Source organism: Blautia sp. HA3515 (genome assembly GCF_059933065.1).
Map to the genome: position 1 here is coordinate 1 of NZ_JAYFUY010000026.1, position 18,195 is coordinate 18,195.

At 40.5% G+C, this 18,195-nt stretch carries 18 protein-coding genes and 1 pseudogene; 1 reads left to right on the forward strand and 18 read right to left on the reverse strand.

What is annotated here, in order from left to right; genetic code table 11:
- The 16 genes and pseudogenes from R1Y93_RS01260 to R1Y93_RS01335 form a co-directional block, all read right to left on the reverse strand.
- Positions 1 to 718: ABC transporter permease (locus R1Y93_RS01260; protein WP_500821331.1), on the reverse strand; the 718-nt coding region annotated here is incomplete at its 3' end.
- On the reverse strand, positions 699 to 1,232 hold the full coding sequence (locus R1Y93_RS01265) for a hypothetical protein (protein WP_500821332.1): 534 nt from the start codon (positions 1,230 to 1,232) through the stop codon (positions 699 to 701). The genes R1Y93_RS01265 and R1Y93_RS01260, both read right to left, overlap by 20 nt.
- A 74-nt stretch (positions 1,233 to 1,306) precedes the next feature.
- Complete coding sequence (locus R1Y93_RS01270; RefSeq protein WP_500821333.1) at positions 1,307 to 1,807, reverse strand: MarR family winged helix-turn-helix transcriptional regulator; 501 nt, start codon at positions 1,805 to 1,807, stop codon at positions 1,307 to 1,309.
- Positions 1,808 to 2,116: 309 nt separating this feature from the next.
- Positions 2,117 to 2,290 carry a DUF4250 domain-containing protein gene (locus R1Y93_RS01275; RefSeq protein WP_500821334.1) on the reverse strand — a complete coding sequence of 58 codons (174 nt, stop codon included), beginning with the start codon at positions 2,288 to 2,290 and terminating at the stop codon, positions 2,117 to 2,119.
- A 32-nt stretch (positions 2,291 to 2,322) separates the two neighbouring features.
- Positions 2,323 to 4,926, reverse strand: coding sequence for an ATP-dependent chaperone ClpB (gene clpB / locus R1Y93_RS01280; RefSeq protein ID WP_500821335.1), 2,604 nt, complete (start codon positions 4,924 to 4,926; stop codon positions 2,323 to 2,325).
- Positions 4,927 to 5,200: 274 nt separating this feature from the next.
- Positions 5,201 to 5,662: an Hsp20/alpha crystallin family protein gene (locus R1Y93_RS01285; protein WP_294527845.1), complete on the reverse strand. Its 462-nt coding sequence runs from the start codon at positions 5,660 to 5,662 to the stop codon at positions 5,201 to 5,203.
- A gap of 125 nt (positions 5,663 to 5,787) precedes the next feature.
- Positions 5,788 to 7,587: an ABC transporter ATP-binding protein gene (locus tag R1Y93_RS01290; RefSeq protein ID WP_500821337.1), complete on the reverse strand. Its 1,800-nt coding sequence runs from the start codon at positions 7,585 to 7,587 to the stop codon at positions 5,788 to 5,790.
- 1 nt (position 7,588) lies between these two features.
- Positions 7,589 to 9,344, reverse strand: a pseudogene (locus tag R1Y93_RS01295) (ABC transporter ATP-binding protein).
- A gap of 125 nt (positions 9,345 to 9,469) precedes the next feature.
- Positions 9,470 to 10,099 carry a TetR/AcrR family transcriptional regulator gene (locus tag R1Y93_RS01300; protein ID WP_500821338.1) on the reverse strand — a complete coding sequence of 210 codons (630 nt, stop codon included), beginning with the start codon at positions 10,097 to 10,099 and terminating at the stop codon, positions 9,470 to 9,472.
- 188 nt (positions 10,100 to 10,287) lie between these two features.
- Positions 10,288 to 11,319 (reverse strand): acyl-CoA thioester hydrolase/BAAT C-terminal domain-containing protein, encoded by a 1,032-nt coding sequence (locus R1Y93_RS01305; protein ID WP_500821339.1) that lies wholly within the window; start codon positions 11,317 to 11,319, stop codon positions 10,288 to 10,290.
- Positions 11,316 to 11,732, reverse strand: a complete 417-nt coding sequence (locus R1Y93_RS01310; protein ID WP_500821340.1) for a class I SAM-dependent methyltransferase — start codon at positions 11,730 to 11,732, stop codon at positions 11,316 to 11,318. The genes R1Y93_RS01305 and R1Y93_RS01310 overlap by 4 nt, the downstream gene beginning before the upstream one ends.
- Positions 11,725 to 11,979, reverse strand: a complete 255-nt coding sequence (locus tag R1Y93_RS01315; protein ID WP_500821342.1) for a hypothetical protein — start codon at positions 11,977 to 11,979, stop codon at positions 11,725 to 11,727. Before R1Y93_RS01315 ends, R1Y93_RS01310 begins: the two co-directional genes overlap by 8 nt.
- Before the next feature lie 517 nt (positions 11,980 to 12,496).
- Positions 12,497 to 13,165: an energy-coupling factor ABC transporter ATP-binding protein gene (locus R1Y93_RS01320; RefSeq protein WP_500821343.1), complete on the reverse strand. Its 669-nt coding sequence runs from the start codon at positions 13,163 to 13,165 to the stop codon at positions 12,497 to 12,499.
- Positions 13,166 to 13,275: 110 nt separating this feature from the next.
- The gene (locus R1Y93_RS01325) at positions 13,276 to 13,947 is read right to left on the reverse strand and encodes an energy-coupling factor transporter transmembrane component T family protein (RefSeq protein WP_500821344.1); all 672 of its coding nucleotides are present in this window, start codon (positions 13,945 to 13,947) and stop codon (positions 13,276 to 13,278) included.
- 144 nt (positions 13,948 to 14,091) lie between these two features.
- A complete protein-coding gene (gene cbiM, locus R1Y93_RS01330; RefSeq protein ID WP_500821345.1) occupies positions 14,092 to 15,096 on the reverse strand; it encodes a cobalt transporter CbiM in 1,005 nt (334 codons plus the stop codon).
- 145 nt (positions 15,097 to 15,241) lie between these two features.
- Positions 15,242 to 15,448, reverse strand: a complete 207-nt coding sequence (locus R1Y93_RS01335) for a hypothetical protein (RefSeq protein WP_500821365.1) — start codon at positions 15,446 to 15,448, stop codon at positions 15,242 to 15,244.
- A gap of 21 nt (positions 15,449 to 15,469) precedes the next feature.
- On the opposite strand from R1Y93_RS01335, the gene R1Y93_RS01340 reads away from it, so the two are divergent.
- The gene (locus tag R1Y93_RS01340) at positions 15,470 to 15,766 is read left to right on the forward strand and encodes a leucine-rich repeat domain-containing protein (RefSeq protein ID WP_500821364.1); all 297 of its coding nucleotides are present in this window, start codon (positions 15,470 to 15,472) and stop codon (positions 15,764 to 15,766) included.
- A gap of 76 nt (positions 15,767 to 15,842) precedes the next feature.
- Here the strand turns inward: R1Y93_RS01340 and R1Y93_RS01345 are convergent, their stop codons facing one another.
- The gene (locus R1Y93_RS01345; RefSeq protein ID WP_173726952.1) at positions 15,843 to 17,240 is read right to left on the reverse strand and encodes a glycoside hydrolase family protein; all 1,398 of its coding nucleotides are present in this window, start codon (positions 17,238 to 17,240) and stop codon (positions 15,843 to 15,845) included.
- Positions 17,241 to 17,267: 27 nt separating this feature from the next.
- A complete protein-coding gene (locus R1Y93_RS01350; RefSeq protein WP_117633149.1) occupies positions 17,268 to 18,095 on the reverse strand; it encodes a carbohydrate ABC transporter permease in 828 nt (275 codons plus the stop codon).
- Between the last annotated feature and the right edge of the window lie 100 nt (positions 18,096 to 18,195).

Sequence of the window (18,195 nt, forward strand, 5' to 3'; positions counted from 1 at the left end):
TACTTCCGTTATCTACTGCATGTGCTCCGAAGTAAATGATCATAACGGATACACCGTTCATGATCAGCATCATTACAGGCATCATAAAAGTCATACATCTGTTGACAAACAGATTTGTTTTCGTCAATTCCTCATTGGCAGTCTCAAAACGGTCTTCCTCGAATTTTTCCCTGCTGAATGCACGGATCACAGGAATACCGGTAAGAATCTCCCTTGTAACCAGATTCAAACGGTCGATCAGAGTCTGCAGCTTTGTAAATTTGGGCATTGCGATCTTAAACAGCACCAGGATCACAAGAAGGATCAGTGCAACAGCAACACCCAGGATCCAGGTCATGGATGCATCAGTATTCAGTACCTTGATCACACCTCCGATCCCCAGTATAGGGGCATACAGAAGAATACGGAAGGTCATGGTCATAACCTGCTGTACCTGCTGCACATCATTAGTACTTCTGGTGATCAGGGATGCCGTTGAAAACTTATGATATTCGTTGCTGGAAAATCCTATAACCCTACTGTAAATATCTCCCCGCAGATCATGGCCCATCCTTGCTGCTACTTTTGAAGAAAGAAATGTTACTGTCACTGCTGCCAGCATGATCACCAGAGCCATTAACACCATCTGTGCTCCTGAACGGATAATATAATCCATCTGAAGCTTGTCCAGGTCTTCTCCTAACTCTGTGTATTCTTTCTTAACTGCAAGGTACAGCACTTTGACTTACAATAGACTCCGGCATATTCTCCAGTTTTTCATTCATCTCCTGAAGAATCTGAGTTTTCATCTCCTCTGGCATAGCTTCCAGCGCCTGCACCGGATCTGTCCCTTCCTGAAGCCCCATGTTCTCTGTCATCGCCTTGCTTTCATCACTGCCGGAACACATTCCATAATACAGCATCATCGGCTTTTCCAGAAGATGATCCAGGTTTTCTCTTTCATCTTTGGAAATGTCATCCTTCAATACATAAGTGTCTTTGTCTTCTTCATAATACTTTTCCACCTGTTTCATGTCATCATCATCCATAAACACAGATAGTGCTTTCATGGTGGATGTACGCATCTTCTGTGGAACATTGTCTTCAATGCCTCCCTGCTGGATCCCTACATTAATGATCCTGGAAGTGTAATCCGGAAGTGATAAATCACAGTATGCCTGCAGAAACAAAAGTCCCATAATCAGGACTATATACCCTGCTGACTTTTTCAGATATCTCATCAGTTTAACCATTGCGCGTCTCCTTTATATCTTTATTTGTAACTGTTCTGTAACCTCACAGAAGACTACCTGTTGAATAGTTACCTTTACTTTACAACCACATGCTTTTCCGACAAAGGACATCCTTCTTCAACTATTCCCGGCATTGTATTAATATTTTCCAGAAGCTGATTAAAAAAACGCCTCATCAGGCACAGCTCTGTCTCGGAAAAATTACTGAACAGATATTTCTCTGTCTCATGCATGGTGGCAAGCCCTTTCTGGATCACCTCATTGCCCTTGTCTGTCAGACGGATCCTGGTGATACGCTTGTCATGTTCATCCTGCTTCCTGCATACCATTCCCATCTTTTCCAGTCTTTGAATGCTGACCGTCACTGTAGGCGGCTTCACTCCCAAAATCTGAGCAATCTCTTTCTGGCTATATTCTTCATTTTTCCCCAGAATGGCAAGAATAGGGATCTGACTTGGATGAATCTCCAGTTCCTTCATCTTGCTGAAACACTTTCCCATATATCTCCTGTTTATTTCCAAAAACAAAGCCTGCATACTTTTTTGCCGGTCCTGTTTTTCTTCTCCCTCCAACACCTATTCACCTCCTGTTTCGTCTCGTAAAATCAACCTCGCAAAAGTACCTCCAGCTGCTCGACTTGAATTTCCAGCCATTGTCTTTTATTTAGTCGGCTAAGTATATAAAATATACTTATGGTTTGTGAGAATGCAAGTGTTTTTTCAGTTTTATAAAAATTTAATATTTGTTCGACTAACTATTTTCTCATGAATTAGAGAAACACTACAACGTAATTTTCTGTTGCATATACATAAAAAAGAGGATGCCTGATCAGAGAGTATCAAATACTATCTCTGAAGCATCCTCTTTCTTATGTCTGATAATGATCAGATAAACTGATTGGTGTCTGAATCATAATGATAATCAATCTGATCCAGCTGCCTGATCAGATCCTGTTTCTTGATCCCCCTGCAGGTGCACAATGCCTCCAGGGACTCATAATAATCCCGCAGCTGGGTATTCACATAACTTAGCAATATTACCGGATCCTTTGGTATCATGCATGGAATCTCCTTTTCTGCCTGTTACAGCATCATTTTCTGTCATCAGGAGCGCCCTGCACTCTGACAACAAACTCTCCATTCTCCACATCCAGCACAAGGGTATCACCTGTATGCACATCACCGGAAAGGATCTTCTTTGCAGCCAGCGTCTCCACATAATTCTGCAGATAACGCTTCAGCGGTCTTGCACCGTATACAGGATCATAACCATTTTCGATCACGTTTTCCTTTGCTGCCTCCGTAAGAGTCAGGGAAAGTTCCTGGTCAGAAAGACGTTTATCAAGGTCTTTTACCATCAGGTCTACTATGTTACCAATGTTTGCTTTTGTCAAGGGCTTAAACATAATTATTTCATCCAGACGGTTCAGAAACTCCGGACGGAAATGTGCCCGCAGGTCGTCCATAACCTGCTTCTGAGCCTCCGGTCTGATCTGGCCATTCTCATCAATACCATCCAGCAGATAAGGAGAACCGATATTTGATGTCATGATCAGGATGGTATTCTTGAAGTCTACTGTTCTGCCTTGAGAATCTGTGATACGCCCATCATCCAGCACCTGGAGCAGTACATTAAATACATCTGGATGTGCTTTTTCTATCTCATCAAACAGTACAACACTATATGGTTTTCTTCTCACAGCCTCTGTAAGCTGGCCCCCCTCTTCATAACCAACATATCCCGGAGGCGCTCCGATTAGCCTGGATACAGAATACTTCTCCATATATTCGCTCATATCAATACGAACCATATTCTGCTCATCATCAAACAGCGTCTGAGCAAGTGTTTTGGCAAGTTCTGTCTTACCTACACCGGTAGGTCCCAGAAAAAGGAAGGAACCAATAGGCTTTGTAGGATCCTTGATTCCTGCCTTAGACCTGAGAATGGCATCGGTTACTCGGCGCACGCCTTCATCCTGGCCCACCACACGTTTATGCAGTTCATCTTCCAGGGTAAGAAGCTTAGCACGCTCTCCTTCTGTCAATCTTGCAACCGGTATCCCTGTCCATCTGGAAATAATCCTTGCAATCTCATCATCTGTAACAGCTTCATGAACAAGACGTCTATCTCCTTCTTTAACGTCACGTTCCTCGATTTCCAGCTGCTTCTGAAGTCTTGGCAGTTCTCCATACTGGAGCTGTGCAGCCTTTTCCAGGTCATAACTCTGTTTTGCTTTCTGGATCTGTTTATTCACATCTTCAATCTGCTCACGCAGCTTCTGAAGCTTTTCCACAGACTTTTTCTCGTTATCCCACTGAGCTTTCTGAGTATTAAATACATCCCGCAGTTCTGCAAGCTCTTTCTGCAGGTCAGCAAGACGCTCCTGGCTTAAGTTATCTGTCTCTTTTTTCAGGGCAGACTCCTCAATCTCTAATTGCATGATCTTTCTGCGCTGTTCATCCAGCTCAGTAGGCATGGAATCCAATTCTGTCTTGATCAGTGCACAGGCTTCATCTACCAGGTCGATAGCCTTATCCGGAAGGAAACGATCCGTAATATATCTATGTGAAAGAGTTGCCGCTGCTACCAGGGCGCTGTCTGTAATCTTAACTCCATGGAAAACCTCATACCGTTCCTTCAGTCCACGAAGAATAGAAATGGTGTCTTCTACTGTAGGTTCATCTACCATAACCGGCTGGAAACGACGTTCCAATGCAGCATCCTTCTCAATATACTGGCGATATTCGTCCAAAGTGGTAGCGCCAATACAATGAAGTTCTCCTCTTGCCAGCATAGGCTTTAACATATTGCTGGCATCCATGGCTCCGTCGGTCTTACCTGCTCCAACGATCAGGTGCAATTCATCAATAAACAGGATGATCCTGCCTTCGCTTTTCCTTACTTCTTCAAGAACAGCCTTCAGCCTTTCCTCAAATTCGCCTCTGTACTTGGCTCCTGCTACCAAAGCACCCATATCCAGGGAAAAAATCTTCTTTTCCTTCAGGCCTTCCGGTACATCCCCTGCAACGATCCTCTGTGCAAGTCCCTCTACAACTGCAGTTTTACCTACACCAGGCTCACCAATAAGAACCGGGTTATTCTTGGTCTTACGGGACAGGATCCGTACCACATTACGGATCTCTCCATCACGGCCGATCACCGGATCCAGTTTTTGATTTCTGGCCTTTTCCACCAGATCCTCGCCATATTTGGCAAGTGTATCATAAGTAGCCTCCGGATTGTCGCTGACCACTCTCTGATTTCCTCTTACAGTAGACAAAGCCTGTAAAAATCTTTCTCTTGTAATCCCAAATTCCTTCCAGATCTTTGTCATGCTTGGGCTTGGATACTTTAACAGGGATAAAAACAGATGTTCCACAGATACATATTCATCCCCCATGGACTTGGCTTCATCCTCTGCATTCACCAATGCTTTGTTCAGATACTGTCCAAAGCGCAGCTCGCCGCCGGATACTTTTACTTTCTCATCCAGTGCTTTTTCAACTGTATTAATAAAATAATCTTTATTGATATCCATCTTCTCGATCAGCTTCAGAATCAGGCTGTCTTCCTGCTTCAGAAGAGAATACAGCAGATGCTCCTGTTCAATCTCCTGATTGCCGTAAGAATAGGCAACCTTTTCCAGATTCTGCACTGCCTCAATGGACTTCTGTGTGAATTTACTGATGTTCATAGACGTTCCTCCTCTCCGAATCCTTTTATCTCAGTCGAGAAGACTCCCACCTCTTTCAGGTGGTGAGTAACAGCAAGTTTGTCTCAGTGGGAGTCCAATCTCCGACTGAGATAAACGCTCCGCGAGGATGCGCAGTGATTCTGTAAAGAATATGTCAGCTTACGCTGACCAGAATCACGCGCCAAGTCTCGCAGTTGCTCGACTTGAAATGGAAAAACTGCCGGCAGACAGCCTCCTTCTGGAAGCTGTCCATCGGCATTTCATAATACTACGATCATCCTTCAATGGAAATATAACGCTTCTCTTCCACTTCTGGCTTAGCCTGTTTCTTTGGAAGTGTAAGCTTCAGGATCCCATGCTTGAATTCGGCTTTGATCTGCTCGTTCTCAATATCCTCGCCAATATAGAAACTTCTCTGGCAGGCACCAGTGTAACGTTCTCTGTGGATATAATGACCACTTTCTTTCTCCTTGGAATCCTGCTCCAAAGCCTTTGAAGCACTAACTGTCAGATATCCGTTTTTCTCTTCTACTTTGATCTCATCCTTTGTAAATCCTGGAAGATCGATCTCTAATTCAAAACTGTCATTTTTCTCTTTAATATCTGTCTTCATCAGATTGGCTGCGTGATGTCCATACAGCTTTCTCTCTGCCCTGCGGTCTGCCTTATCATCATAAAATGGAAATCCAAAAACATCATCCAATAAACTGTCTGTAAAAATACTTGGTCTTAACATAAGTCATATCTCCTCTCAACGCGTTCTTTGCTTTATCTATTGAAATTCATGTTATCTTTATAAGCCATTTCCTTTGTTCTGTATGTAATATAACACGCGTTGTTAGCACTGTCAAGATGTGAGTGCTAATTTTTTGTGAAGATTGTGTGAACGCTACGAGCTGTGCATGGCGTATGACCCTTGTGAACCCGTGCTAATTTCCAGCTCACCGCCTGCTGCCTTGCATCCACAAATCTCTTATAAATACCATCCTGCTTCATTAGCTGCTCATGTGTTCCCTGCTGCACAATTCTCCCTTTGTCAACAACCACAATCTGGTCTGCATGTCTGACTGTTTTTAATCTGTGGGCAATCATAATAATCGTTTTTTCCTTTGTAAGAGCATCTACTGCATCCATCAGCTCCTTTTCATTCTCCGGATCAACATTAGCTGTTGCCTCATCTAATATAACGATTGGTGCGTCCTTCATGATTGCTCTGGCTATCGAAATACGCTGCTTCTCACCACCGGAAAGTGTAGCCCCTCCCTCTCCGATCACTGTATCGTATCCATCAGGAAGTTTGCTTATAAAATCATGACAGCACGCTTTTTTTGCCACTTCCACCACTTCCTCATGGCTTGCGTCCTGACGTCCGAATTTAATATTATTTTCAATGGTATCTGCAAACAAATACACAGACTGAAATACAAATGAAAAATTACGCATCAGACTGTTCATGCTGTAGTCTTTTACATTCACGCCCCCAAGCGTCACTTCCCCGGAATCCACATCCCAAAATCTGGCAATCAAATTGCAAAGGGTTGATTTTCCTCCACCAGATGGTCCAACAATCGCTGTCGTCGTTTTCTGTGGGATAGAAAGCGATATATCATCAATAATCTTCCGTTTGTCATAAGAAAATGAAATGTTAGAAAGTCTGATATCGTAATTTTCCGGCTGGATTTCTTTGCCATCGATATCCATGGTGTCCAGCTCCAGTATTGCATTTGCTTTATCTACGCATACACTTACCACATGTAAAAGGGATGAATAATTTCCTGTGCATTCCAGGCTGGAATAAAGCATAAATGCTGAAATTGTCATACCAATCGCATAGACCGCACTCATAGTTCCATTGATATAAAAATATGCACTGCATGTCACGACCACAGCACCCGTGATTTTTGTTATCACGCTTTGCAGAAAATGATAGGGAACAAACAACATCTCCATCTTTGTATTAACTTTTTCGCATGCTTCATTTGCATCATTTAATCTTTTCGCCTGTTTTCCAAGCAGATTGTATGATTTTACTTCTGATATTCCCTGCAGATACTCCATAATCTGATTTACAAGTTCTGTATCACATACTACTTTTTGCTCTGAATCTTTTTTTCCTGCATTCTGCATTGCAGAATTGACACCAAAGAAAATAAGCACTCCTGCTGCAGCGATCAGTCCGATCCTCCAGTCAAAAACAAACAGCATAAAAATGATCATTGATGTTTCCAGGATTCCCTGCATGGTCAGCATGACCACTCTCGCAGCCACATCGCCAAGTATTTCCATTGTATTGGTTGTAATGGAAGAAATTTCCCCGATACTATTGGAATTATAATATCCCATCGGCAGATAGCGCAGGTGCTCTGCAATCTTGATTCTCATAAAAGCACTTGCATTATATCCACCTTCTGTCTGAAGTACTGTAGAATATCTCTTACAGATTACATCGACTACGATTGCAATGACCATAATCGCAACGGAGCCTCCAATATATTTCCCTGTCGGTTTTCCACTCAGCAAACCGATCAGTATGTACATAATAGCCGGAATCTTCATGGCTGAGGCAAGAGCCTCTATAAGTCCGATCACCATCGACAGTTTGAATTTATTGCTATTTTCCCTGCCTGAAAAACGAAAGAATTTTGTCAGAATTCCAAACATATCATTCTCCCTCCTTCACAGTATCTTTTACAGAAATATGGGCATTCCACATTTCCTTATAAAGTGGGCATGACACCAGAAGTTCCTCATGTGTGCCATGTGCTGTTACATTTCCATCATTTACAACAAAGATCTGGTCGCTGTCCTTAATGGTAGAAAGCCTGTGCGCTATTACGATCAATGTCTTCCCTGCTACCAGTTTTGCAATAGAATTCTGCAGGATCGCCTCATTTTCCGGATCTGTGTAAGCAGTTGCCTCATCAAGGATCACAATCGGAGCATCTTTTAACATTGCTCTTGCGATCGAGATGCGCTGTCTCTCGCCTCCTGACAGATGCCCTCCTGCACCTCCAACAACCGTATCAAATCCATTCTCCAGCTGCATGATAAATTCATAACATCCGCTTTTCTTTGTCACCTCAACGACCTGTTCATCAGTAGCATCTGGATTTCCCTGCCGGATATTTTCACGGACCGTTTCATTAAACAGATAATTATCCTGTGCAACATATGCAATTTTCCGGTTAAAATCTGAAAGTGCCATTTCTTTTACATCAACTCCGCCGATTTTAATGCTTCCAGAATCCACATCCCACAAGGATGCAATCAGCTTTGCAATGGTTGACTTTCCGCTTCCGGAGGGTCCTACGATCGCATTTACCGTTCCTGCCTTTAATTCCATATTTATTCCGTGCAGGATTTCTTTGTCGTGATAACCAAAACTGACATCTTCTAGCGTAACGGAATTATCTTTTGGAACTCTTTCACTTTTCTCCGGACGTTCCAGTTCCGGCTGTTCCAGAATTCCTGCCACTTCACCAACGATCACCCCGATCTTGCCAAGATCATCTGTATAGGAACCCACTGTGATCAACGGTCCAACGATTCCAAGTGATAAAATAATACAGATGACAAAATCAGAAACCGCAAGTGTTCCATTCACTACATAATGTGCTCCAAACGGCAATACCGTAAGAAGCGTATAGGGTGTGACCACCATCATCAGTGCATGAAAGATTGAGCACCGCTTCATCCAGGAAATAAAAGAATCCGCATATGCCATAGCTGCCTTTGTAAATTTGGCATAAGAACTTTCTGTCTTTCCAAATGCCTTTATTACTTCGATTCCGTCAATATATTCCACTGCCGCATCATTCAGATCTTTTGTTGTCTGAACTGTTCTCTCGAAACTTGGCTTATAATCCAGCATCATTCCAAAATAAGAGAACAGTCCAACAATAACCGGCACCAATGACCAGAGTGCCAGCCTCCAGTCTGTCAGAAAGAAATAGATCAAAATCACAACCGGTGCCAGCAGATTGGATGTGAATTCCGGGACAATATGCGCCAATGTCGTCTCGATACTGTCGATTCTTTCCACCATGATATTCTTAAATGTACCGGATGGTGTATCCTTCACATAACCAAGCGGCACCCGTGTCAATTTATCACAGCAGATTTTTCTTATATTTGCCAGTACCACAAACGTTGCTTTATGTGACAATGCTGTCGAGAGCGAATGAAACAGTTCTGCAATGATAAACGACAGTGGCAATGAAAACTGCTTTTGCAAAATATGGTTCAAACTCCTTTTCACCACTTAAAAACAGCTTTACTATATCTGCAATGATAAAATACGGGAAAATCTTAAAAATCACATTTCCTATTGCAAGTAACACACTCCATACATAGGCAATTCTTTTTTGTCCGGCCCATGTCAAGATCCAGCTGACTGCCGACTTCTTTTTTTCTTCCATATCTGTTCCTCCTTACTTTTGTTTTATTATTATTACTTTTATTTTATTATTATTTCTTTCGTTAGTATTTTCTAACTCATATATAATAAAATAGGTGGCTTACTGGCATTAGCCACCTGCATCAGTTATACCGGAAATTCAATATTCCACAATCGTTCCCAGCCGCCTGTATTAAATTCTTTCAGCTGATGCACATTTTTCTTTGCGGTCTCCCTGTCTATATCATGCTCAATGATCTGAAATATTGACGAAAAAAATCCCGTATAGATCATATGCATAAGGCTTTCCTCTACAACCGGTATTTTTACACCGGCCTCCTTCATCTTGTCCATATATTTCAGACTGGACTTCATTTCCCGGTCTACCATATTGTGTATGAATAATTCAAATTTTCCACTGTCTCCACATTTCAGCAGTAATCTGAAATTATCATAATGATCGTAAACATAATCAACCATCTGATCTATCCCATCACTGGATGTATCCGACATATTCCTTGTCTGATCATTGGCGGAAAGCTTTTCAAACTCCTCAACGATCTGATCATAAATCTGATAAATATGTTCCATATAAGGATCCGTCAGTGCATCAAAAAGTGCTTCTTTCGTCGGATAATATTTATAAAATGCGCCAGTAGTAAGCCCTGCATCTTTTACAATGTTTCTTAAAGACGCTCCCGTCAAACCATCTTTCAGGAAATGTTTTCTGGCTGTATCTAATATGTTTTTTTGTGTATCTTCTGCTTTCGTCGACATTCTTTTCGTATCCTCTAAACTTCTCCCAAAAATATAACAGTGCTATATAGCACTGTTATATTTTAACTCGTTACAGGATTTTGTCAAGTCTACTATTTAGATTTTTTTATTTTTCCTGTGTATTCAGTTTCCACCCCGCAGATGCATTCTGCAGTTTTACAAATCTGTTCTATTCAAACAGATTTTCTTTATCTATCTACTCTCTTCCATTTTGTAACAGCATTTCTTACCCGCTGGTCAATATCCAGACGTGCTCTGCGGCATTCTTTCGGATATTTTCTTGCTGCCTGAAATGCCAGTTTCACAAAGAGTCCGGATCCAACTGGGAGCATTGTCTTTAGCATGCCCTCCGGAAAAACGAAATGAGTTCCATGCTCATAGATTACAAACTCTAATCTACAAGTATGCGGACGTTCTTTTATACGCTGCTTCATTCGGCGGATGTATTTTGCAGTATCCCACAACACATCATCTTCCGCACCAATCAGCAATAATGTTCCATTGATCTTTTCAATCTTGATCATCTCGTCTTCTTGGATTGGATGAGCCTTTTCCGAATCATCAAACAGTTTTCTTGAATTGATCATATCACCGGTTCGCTTTGTTTCTTTCTCAATCACATGCCAGTAATCCGGATGTTTATAACAAAACGGCATATACGGAAGTGATTCTCCTTTATATGAAAAAAGAGATTCTCCCTCAATCGGCCATTCCTTACAACCATCTTTTTTTCCCTGCATAAATCCCTGCCAGATAAAATCACTGGGTGTCAGACCAATCGTTAATGTGATATCTTCAAAATAAGAAGCGGCAGTTAAGGCAAGTGTTCCTGTAGTAGATGCCCCGACAATTCCTATCTTCTGATTACCATGCACTTTTAACCAATCGATTGCTTTCTCTATACGTTCCAGCGGATAATTATGATGTCCATAATCCTTTTTTCCAGGTGACATTGTCATCACATTCACACCCAGTTTATGTAACCATTTCACAGATGTACGCGCCAGATAATCCTCCGAGTCATCTCCGATCATAGCAATCATTGCACAGTCTGATCCTGTTTTGCATTTCCAATATACGCCATAAAATCCATCTGCTTCCACATCAAAATGCCGTTTCTTCATCTTTATCATCTCCTCGTATAATAATATCAGCTCCTTTCCATTCTTAACTCCCCATGTGAATTTTGCATTGCTTCCCTCTATGGATTTCTCTTTCATTGTCTATTGCCTTCTCCCATAGGTTTTCTTACAACACAATGCATCCTCATACCTTTACGGATTTCAAATTTTTCTACTTTTAGTCCTGCTTTTCTGCTACACTTCATGACCACATCTCTTGTTGGAACCCGAACATCTCCATGTCCGCATATATTTGCCAGAGGCATTTCCAATGTATTCATCAGCCATATCAATACTTTATTGTCACTGGTCACATCCCGCAGGATCAATCTTCCATTTGGGCGAAGGCATCTTTTTACGCTGTCAAAAAATGCCTGTGAATCCGGATAATGATGGAAACTCATAGAACAAATAATTGCATCAAATGAATCGTTTTCAAAAGGAAAATTCTCACAGTCTCCCACAACAAATACTGCATTTGGAATAGCTTTCTTTTTTGCCTGTTCAATCATCGCGGGAGTCAGATCCAGCCCAGGTATAATGCCTGTCTGGATATTTTTCTGATAATAAAGAAATCATCGGAGCAGGTCCGCAGCCTGCATCCAATAAATCTCGAAACGGCTCCTTCTCTAATTCTTCCAGGATATCCGGATAATCCTTCTTACACATTTCGTATATACCAGCATGGTTACTTTCATATCTTCCTGCTGCTTTTGTAAACTCGTTGATTGATAATTTTTTGTATTCTTCGTTTTTCATGTTTTTCCTCCAATCACACAAGGCGCCATAAATCAATACCCTCATAGAAATCCGTCCTCTTTTTCATTTTCAAGTAAACTGCCGACGCAGACGTTAGTAGTATCTAACCAGCATCTTCTAAAAAACCGTGCGAAAACAAAACTGTAATTCCACACGGTTTCTTTTCTTATGCATTCAGTATATCACTTTTACCTGATTTATCAACCAGATTTCGTCTTCAAAAGATACATTCTAAGCAGCTTGGTTTTCCGTCAAGAATACAGGTCTGCGCTGATTGGCAGCCCCTACCCATGCGATTCTGCAGAAACATCACCTAATATACTGAATTTCCATGGTTTTTCAAATAATCTTTGCGCGGAAAACCATACTTGCTGCTCATTAGCTGTAATTAATTCTTCTGTTTTTTATTTTGTTACAGTTACCGTTACCGTAAATTTCTTTTTACCGGATTTCACTGTGATCTTAGCTTTTCCGGCCTTCTTTGCTGTGATCACACCCTTCGCGGGAAGTACTTTTTTTATATCATTTTCAGTTCATGTTCTTCATTCATAAGTGCAAACCTGGTTCCCAAAAGTTCTGCCAGCTGCCGGTTATGTGTAATTATGATCAATGTCTTTCCAGCCTTATGAAAGCTCTGTAAAAACTTTATCAACATGTCCTGGGTCTTTTCATCCAATCCTGCCAAAGGTTCATCCAGAATCAGCACCTCAGGATTCAAAGAAATAATACATGCAAGAGAGACTTTACGTTTTTCTCCCCCACTCAGATGATAAGGCGGTCTTTCTCTTAATTTCTCTATTCCAAATAACTTCAGACAATCTTCTGTGCGCTCATGAACTTCAGCATCTGACAGTCCCATCTGGACTGGTCCAAATGCAATCTCTTCTTCTACACTTCCACAAAATAATTGGGTATCCGCATTTTGAAACACATATCCCATCTGCTGATGAAACCATTTTGCAAACTTTCTGTCCTTCAGTGCTTTCTCTGTAATTGCATGTTCCTTATAAAGATACTCTCCCTCCGAAGGAAAAATGATCCCATTCAACAGCTTGATAAGAGTCGATTTTCCACATCCGTTTGGTCCCTGAACAATTACAGAATCTCCTTTTTCAATATGAAGGTCAATATATCTAAGGGCTATTTCACTCTCATATGCAAAACACACCTTTTCCAGATCGATCATTTCAATCTCCTCTCAATTTAACCCTGAAATACTCTCGCAGATAATTTCTACTATTCTCTCCACTCACAGTAAATGCCGATCTGCTAGATTCACTTTAAAGTTCTTATCAGCTAAAGGTATATATACAAAGCTGCACATCCCACCATTACCAGAATATATATCAGATCGATCAGACTGTATTTCTGCTTATGTCTTATTTCATACTCACCCGTAAATCCCCGACAGCACATAGCTGCATACATTTCTTCTGCCATTTCACTTGATTTAAGAAATGTAACTCCAAGCACGCCCGAAAAAGCTCTTGCCTTATCCGGATTTTTACCGACAGATCTCAAGCCGACTGACCACAGAATATCCATACATATTTCTCCCAGAACAGAAATATATTTCAATGTTATATCCAGGGTAAAAATGAATATCGTCGGTATTCTAAAGCTTCTCATGCTGCCTGTCAGTTTATTCCACGATGTGCCTGATGACAATATCCCCACCAATGTTACAGATACATATACTCTCGCTGTTATATTTGCCAAAGCTTGTGGATTTCCCATAAATACTGCCGGTAAAAGAAGAAGTATCGAAATCAGAACTGCTCCTGCTGTTCCATTTAAGATCTGTCTGATGGCTGCAGCTGAAAAAAAAGCCAGACGAACAGTCACTGCAGCACACATGATCAATACAAACAGATAATTTCGTGCTGAAGCTGTCAGAATTATAAAGAATATCGTATAAAACAATTTAAGAGAAGGAGCAGCAGAAAATCTGTCTGTCCTTCCCTTCATTAAATCTTAATTTTGCAAGTACAGACAATACAGATTTCGTGCTTTTGGTCAGAAATGATTCCCTGTCATTTGCAGGGATGTACTCTTCCTGCCCACACATCCACGCCGGAATCTTTGTTATCTCTGTTCTGTCATTATCCATTCTTATGCCGCTTTCTTTTTGAAATCAACCTTGTCCTTCATAAGAGAAGAAACGATCTTAAAAAAGATCACCAGTATTGCCACGCCTACAACAGCAGAAAGTATATATCCTGTCCATTCCGGCATACCGGCCATCGAATAATCCGGGAACAAGGTCGAAAGCTCAAATCCACTTTTCATTCCTGATGGTGTATACCCAAGCTTTACACCTCCACTGACAAGCGTTGCCATTTCATCAACACCCCATTCGCCCCAGGCTGTACCCGTGGCTAAAAGACCTATCGGTGTCAGTACGATAAGCACTGCGGTCAATATGTACAACGGTTTAAATGAAGTCTTATCCGGAATTGCATCCAATGCGGAAGGAGATACTTTTTCTACAAATGTTAGCACTACTACTGTCAGCACAATCTCTGCTAGTCCAAATAAAGTGATATGTCCGATCATCATCGCCGGTATAGACACACTTAGAGGATATGGACAATAAAGTGCCTGTCCCGCCGCATCTTTAAATAGCAAAGGCTGTATTCCAAATTCAACAGCTGCGCAAAAAGCTGCTGCGTTGATTCCCACATAAGACCCGATCGCAGCACTAAGTTTACGCTTTCCTGTCTTTTTCAGAAGCAGTTTATACAAGAAATATCCCAGATAGGGCAGCACAAAAGCCATATTAAAACAATTCGCTCCAAATGCGAGAATCCCTCCATCACCAAAAAGCAGTGCCTGTATCAACAACGCGATAGATACTGATATACATCCTGCTGACGGACTTCCTGTGAGAATTGCAATAAGCGTTCCTCCTACTGCATGCCCTGTAGTACCTCCCGGAAGTGGTACATTAAACATCATTCCAAGGAATGAAAAAGCAGCGCCAATACCAAGAAGCGGCATTTTTGCCTTTGGTATTTCCTTTCTTACTTTGTTAATTGAATACCCCCATGCAGGAACCATGGCTGCTGCCATAACTGCACAGGTTGATGGGCTTAAATAGTTCTCAGGTATATGCATAATATACTTCCTTTCCCTGCTCGACTTGAATTTATTTGGTGCGCGCCTCTTAATCGGCTATATTGTAGCACCACGTTAAAGTGCCAACAACCCACCCTAGGGGATAAGAAAGCATTCCAATCTGTTATATATGCCTGTTATTTTTTCATAGGTGGCAGCAGCTGTCCTTCTCCCCTTCTGTATGAAGGAAGCTCTTAACACCTGTTTCTCCCGGAATCAGGAATATGTCTTCGATTTCCAGTGGATTCAAAGGTTCTGTCCATACTTTCATTCCTTTTTTTCCCGTGAGCAGGCCGCCGACTTTACGGAGGGGCTTTTCTGGAAAACCGTAAGCTGCATACTGTATTTTCATCCGGACAGCCACATACAAACCATCCGCAAAACCACATTTTGGGAATGTAAATCCCTAGCATTCCTGATATTACTGTTCTGTGTGTCTACGATTGATGATCATGCCTTCTACCGATGTCGTTCCCTGCAGTTCGTTTCTTTTCCCCAAAATCTTAAACGAATTGGTAGACAGGCCTTCAATTTTTGCGATTTTCCTTCTCCGGATTTGCCGGATTCTCTGGAAATTCAGGAAAGCCGTGCCTTCTTCAAATGTAATAACCTGGAATATGTGCGTCTTCAACAAAAGGCATGGATTTTTCATTTCATCCATGCCTTTTGAATCTTTAATCATCCCAATTATCATTATTAATATACAAAATAATTTACTTTTCCCCAGGACAGTGCAGATTTAATTTCTATTTTTTCAGCAAATACAATCTAGGATTTTTTATAATCGCAGAACCATCTTTTACATAAAAAGAAATATTCTTTCCTTTGGGCGCATACGCACGTACATTCAATGCAGTATTATTTAGATAAAGTGTAACAACTGTTCCGTCTACAACAACTTGTAATAAATATTCTCTATCTGCTTCCAAGAATAATGGTCTGTCAGATCCCTGAGCCATATATCTAAACCATGGTAAATTAGGTGTGCAATTGAAATCCACTTTTCTATTTTTAATTTCAATATTAAATCTATATGCATCTCCAGTTTCTTTTTCTTCAAAAAGATTCACACCAAAAGCATGTGTACCCGCTTTAAAAGAAACTACTGTTTCAAACAAAAATGTTTCTTCATCACATTCTTCAATGATAACTTCATTAATTCCGCTATCTATTTCAATTACTTTTTCTCCAAAATGATTCTTAGATGGCTGCTCTACAAATGCATTATGTACACTATCTGGCATCTTTACTTTCAAGTCACCATTTTCCTCTTGTACAAGCTCATGTACTACTAGTGTTCCTCCCCAAATCCAATTGTTAATATCCATATCTTGATCTTTTGAAGCTACCCAGCCAAACAAATAACGATGTTCACTATCACCACAAGATCTAGCTGCATAATATGCTCTACCATCAAAAGCATCATCATCAGGCATCTGCCATGGTCCGAAAATCGAACGACTTTTCCTGTATATTGTTTTATTATTTTCACTATACTCGGTTGTAAGTAAATACCACCAATCTCCTATACGAAACAAATCTGGCATTTCGTGCATACTAAACATATTTGGTGCCCAAAAATCCCCTTTGAACTCCCAATGTTCTAAATCTTTTGATGTAAAATATACTGTACAGCCTGTTTTAATTTGTTTATGCTTCTGCTTATGTGCTCCTAAAATTAAAATATATTCTTTTGAATCCTCATCCCATGTAACATATGGATCTCTCCAATCATTAGGATCATATCCAATTTGAGGAGGAAGTTTTAATTTATCGGCTGATTTTGTCCAATGCAGCAAATCATCACTAGTTGCATGCATTAATACCTGTGCAGCCTTACCTTCAGCTGCAAAGTCTCGATTATACCCGGTATAAAAAGCATGATATTGTCCTTCGCCTTCAAATACACTTCCTGCAAAAATGAATTGATCTTGTTCTGTATCTTTACCTCGTAGAAGCACCTCACCCTTATCTTCATAATGTACAAAGTCCTCCGTTATCGCCAGCGCCCATCCAAATGGTTCCCCAAATGGCCCTGGATTTCTTGTATCCCGCTGATGATATAAATAGAATTTTCCATCTTTGTAAAATGGCATGCAATCTCCAAATGCATATCCCTCTGGCTGATAATAAATATTCTGCATAATTCTTCTCTCCTTAATTATAATAATTTATCCTTTAACTGCTCCCATAGTCATTCCTTTAACAATTCTTTTTTGAATGAAAAAGGATATTATAATGATTGGCAGACTAAACAAGACTGCCCCAGCTGCCATTGGCCCTAATTGAATATTATATTCTGTTAAAAATTCAGACAATCCAACTGGAACTGTTTTTGTACCAGACATTGTTATTAACAAAGCAAATAAAAAGTCATTCAACCCTGTCAAGAATGTAAAAATAGCAGTTGTTGCCATTCCATTCATAGCTACTGGTACTATTACTCGAAAAAAAGCACTAAGATTACTACAACCATCTACTAATGCAGCTTCATCCAATTCTCTTGGTATGCCATTAAAAAATCCCATCATCATCCAAATTACAAATGGTACTCCTATACATGCATAAACCAATATTAATGCAATATGTGTATCTCTAAGGCCAATTTTATTAATTACCGAATAAATGGGTACACTAATACAAACAAGTGGTATCATACGTATCATAAGAGTAAGATACATAAAAAAAGATGATAAGCGAGAGCGAAACCTAGAAAGCCCATATGCTGCAAGAGATCCCACAGTTAGACTTATCACCGTGCTGACAAGTGCTGCAATTAAACTGTTTGCTAAATATTTTCCAAACGTCAAATACTCAAACATATCTTTATAATTCTGTATGGAAATAGGGTTTGGAAAAAATCGAGGTTGTGTAGATATTACATCCGATGGTTGTTTCAATGAGGTTGATACAGTAAATAAAAAAGGAAATAAAAACATAAACACAAATATCAAACAAATTAAAAACGGAACCAGTCTTTTCAAGCTTTTTTTCACCATTATGCCTCCTTCACTCAACTATAATTCTGTGAAACCTTCAGTCTAGTAAAAATCCATAGATTTTAGATTCCATATCTTTAAATTTTTCTCTCTTTTCGTC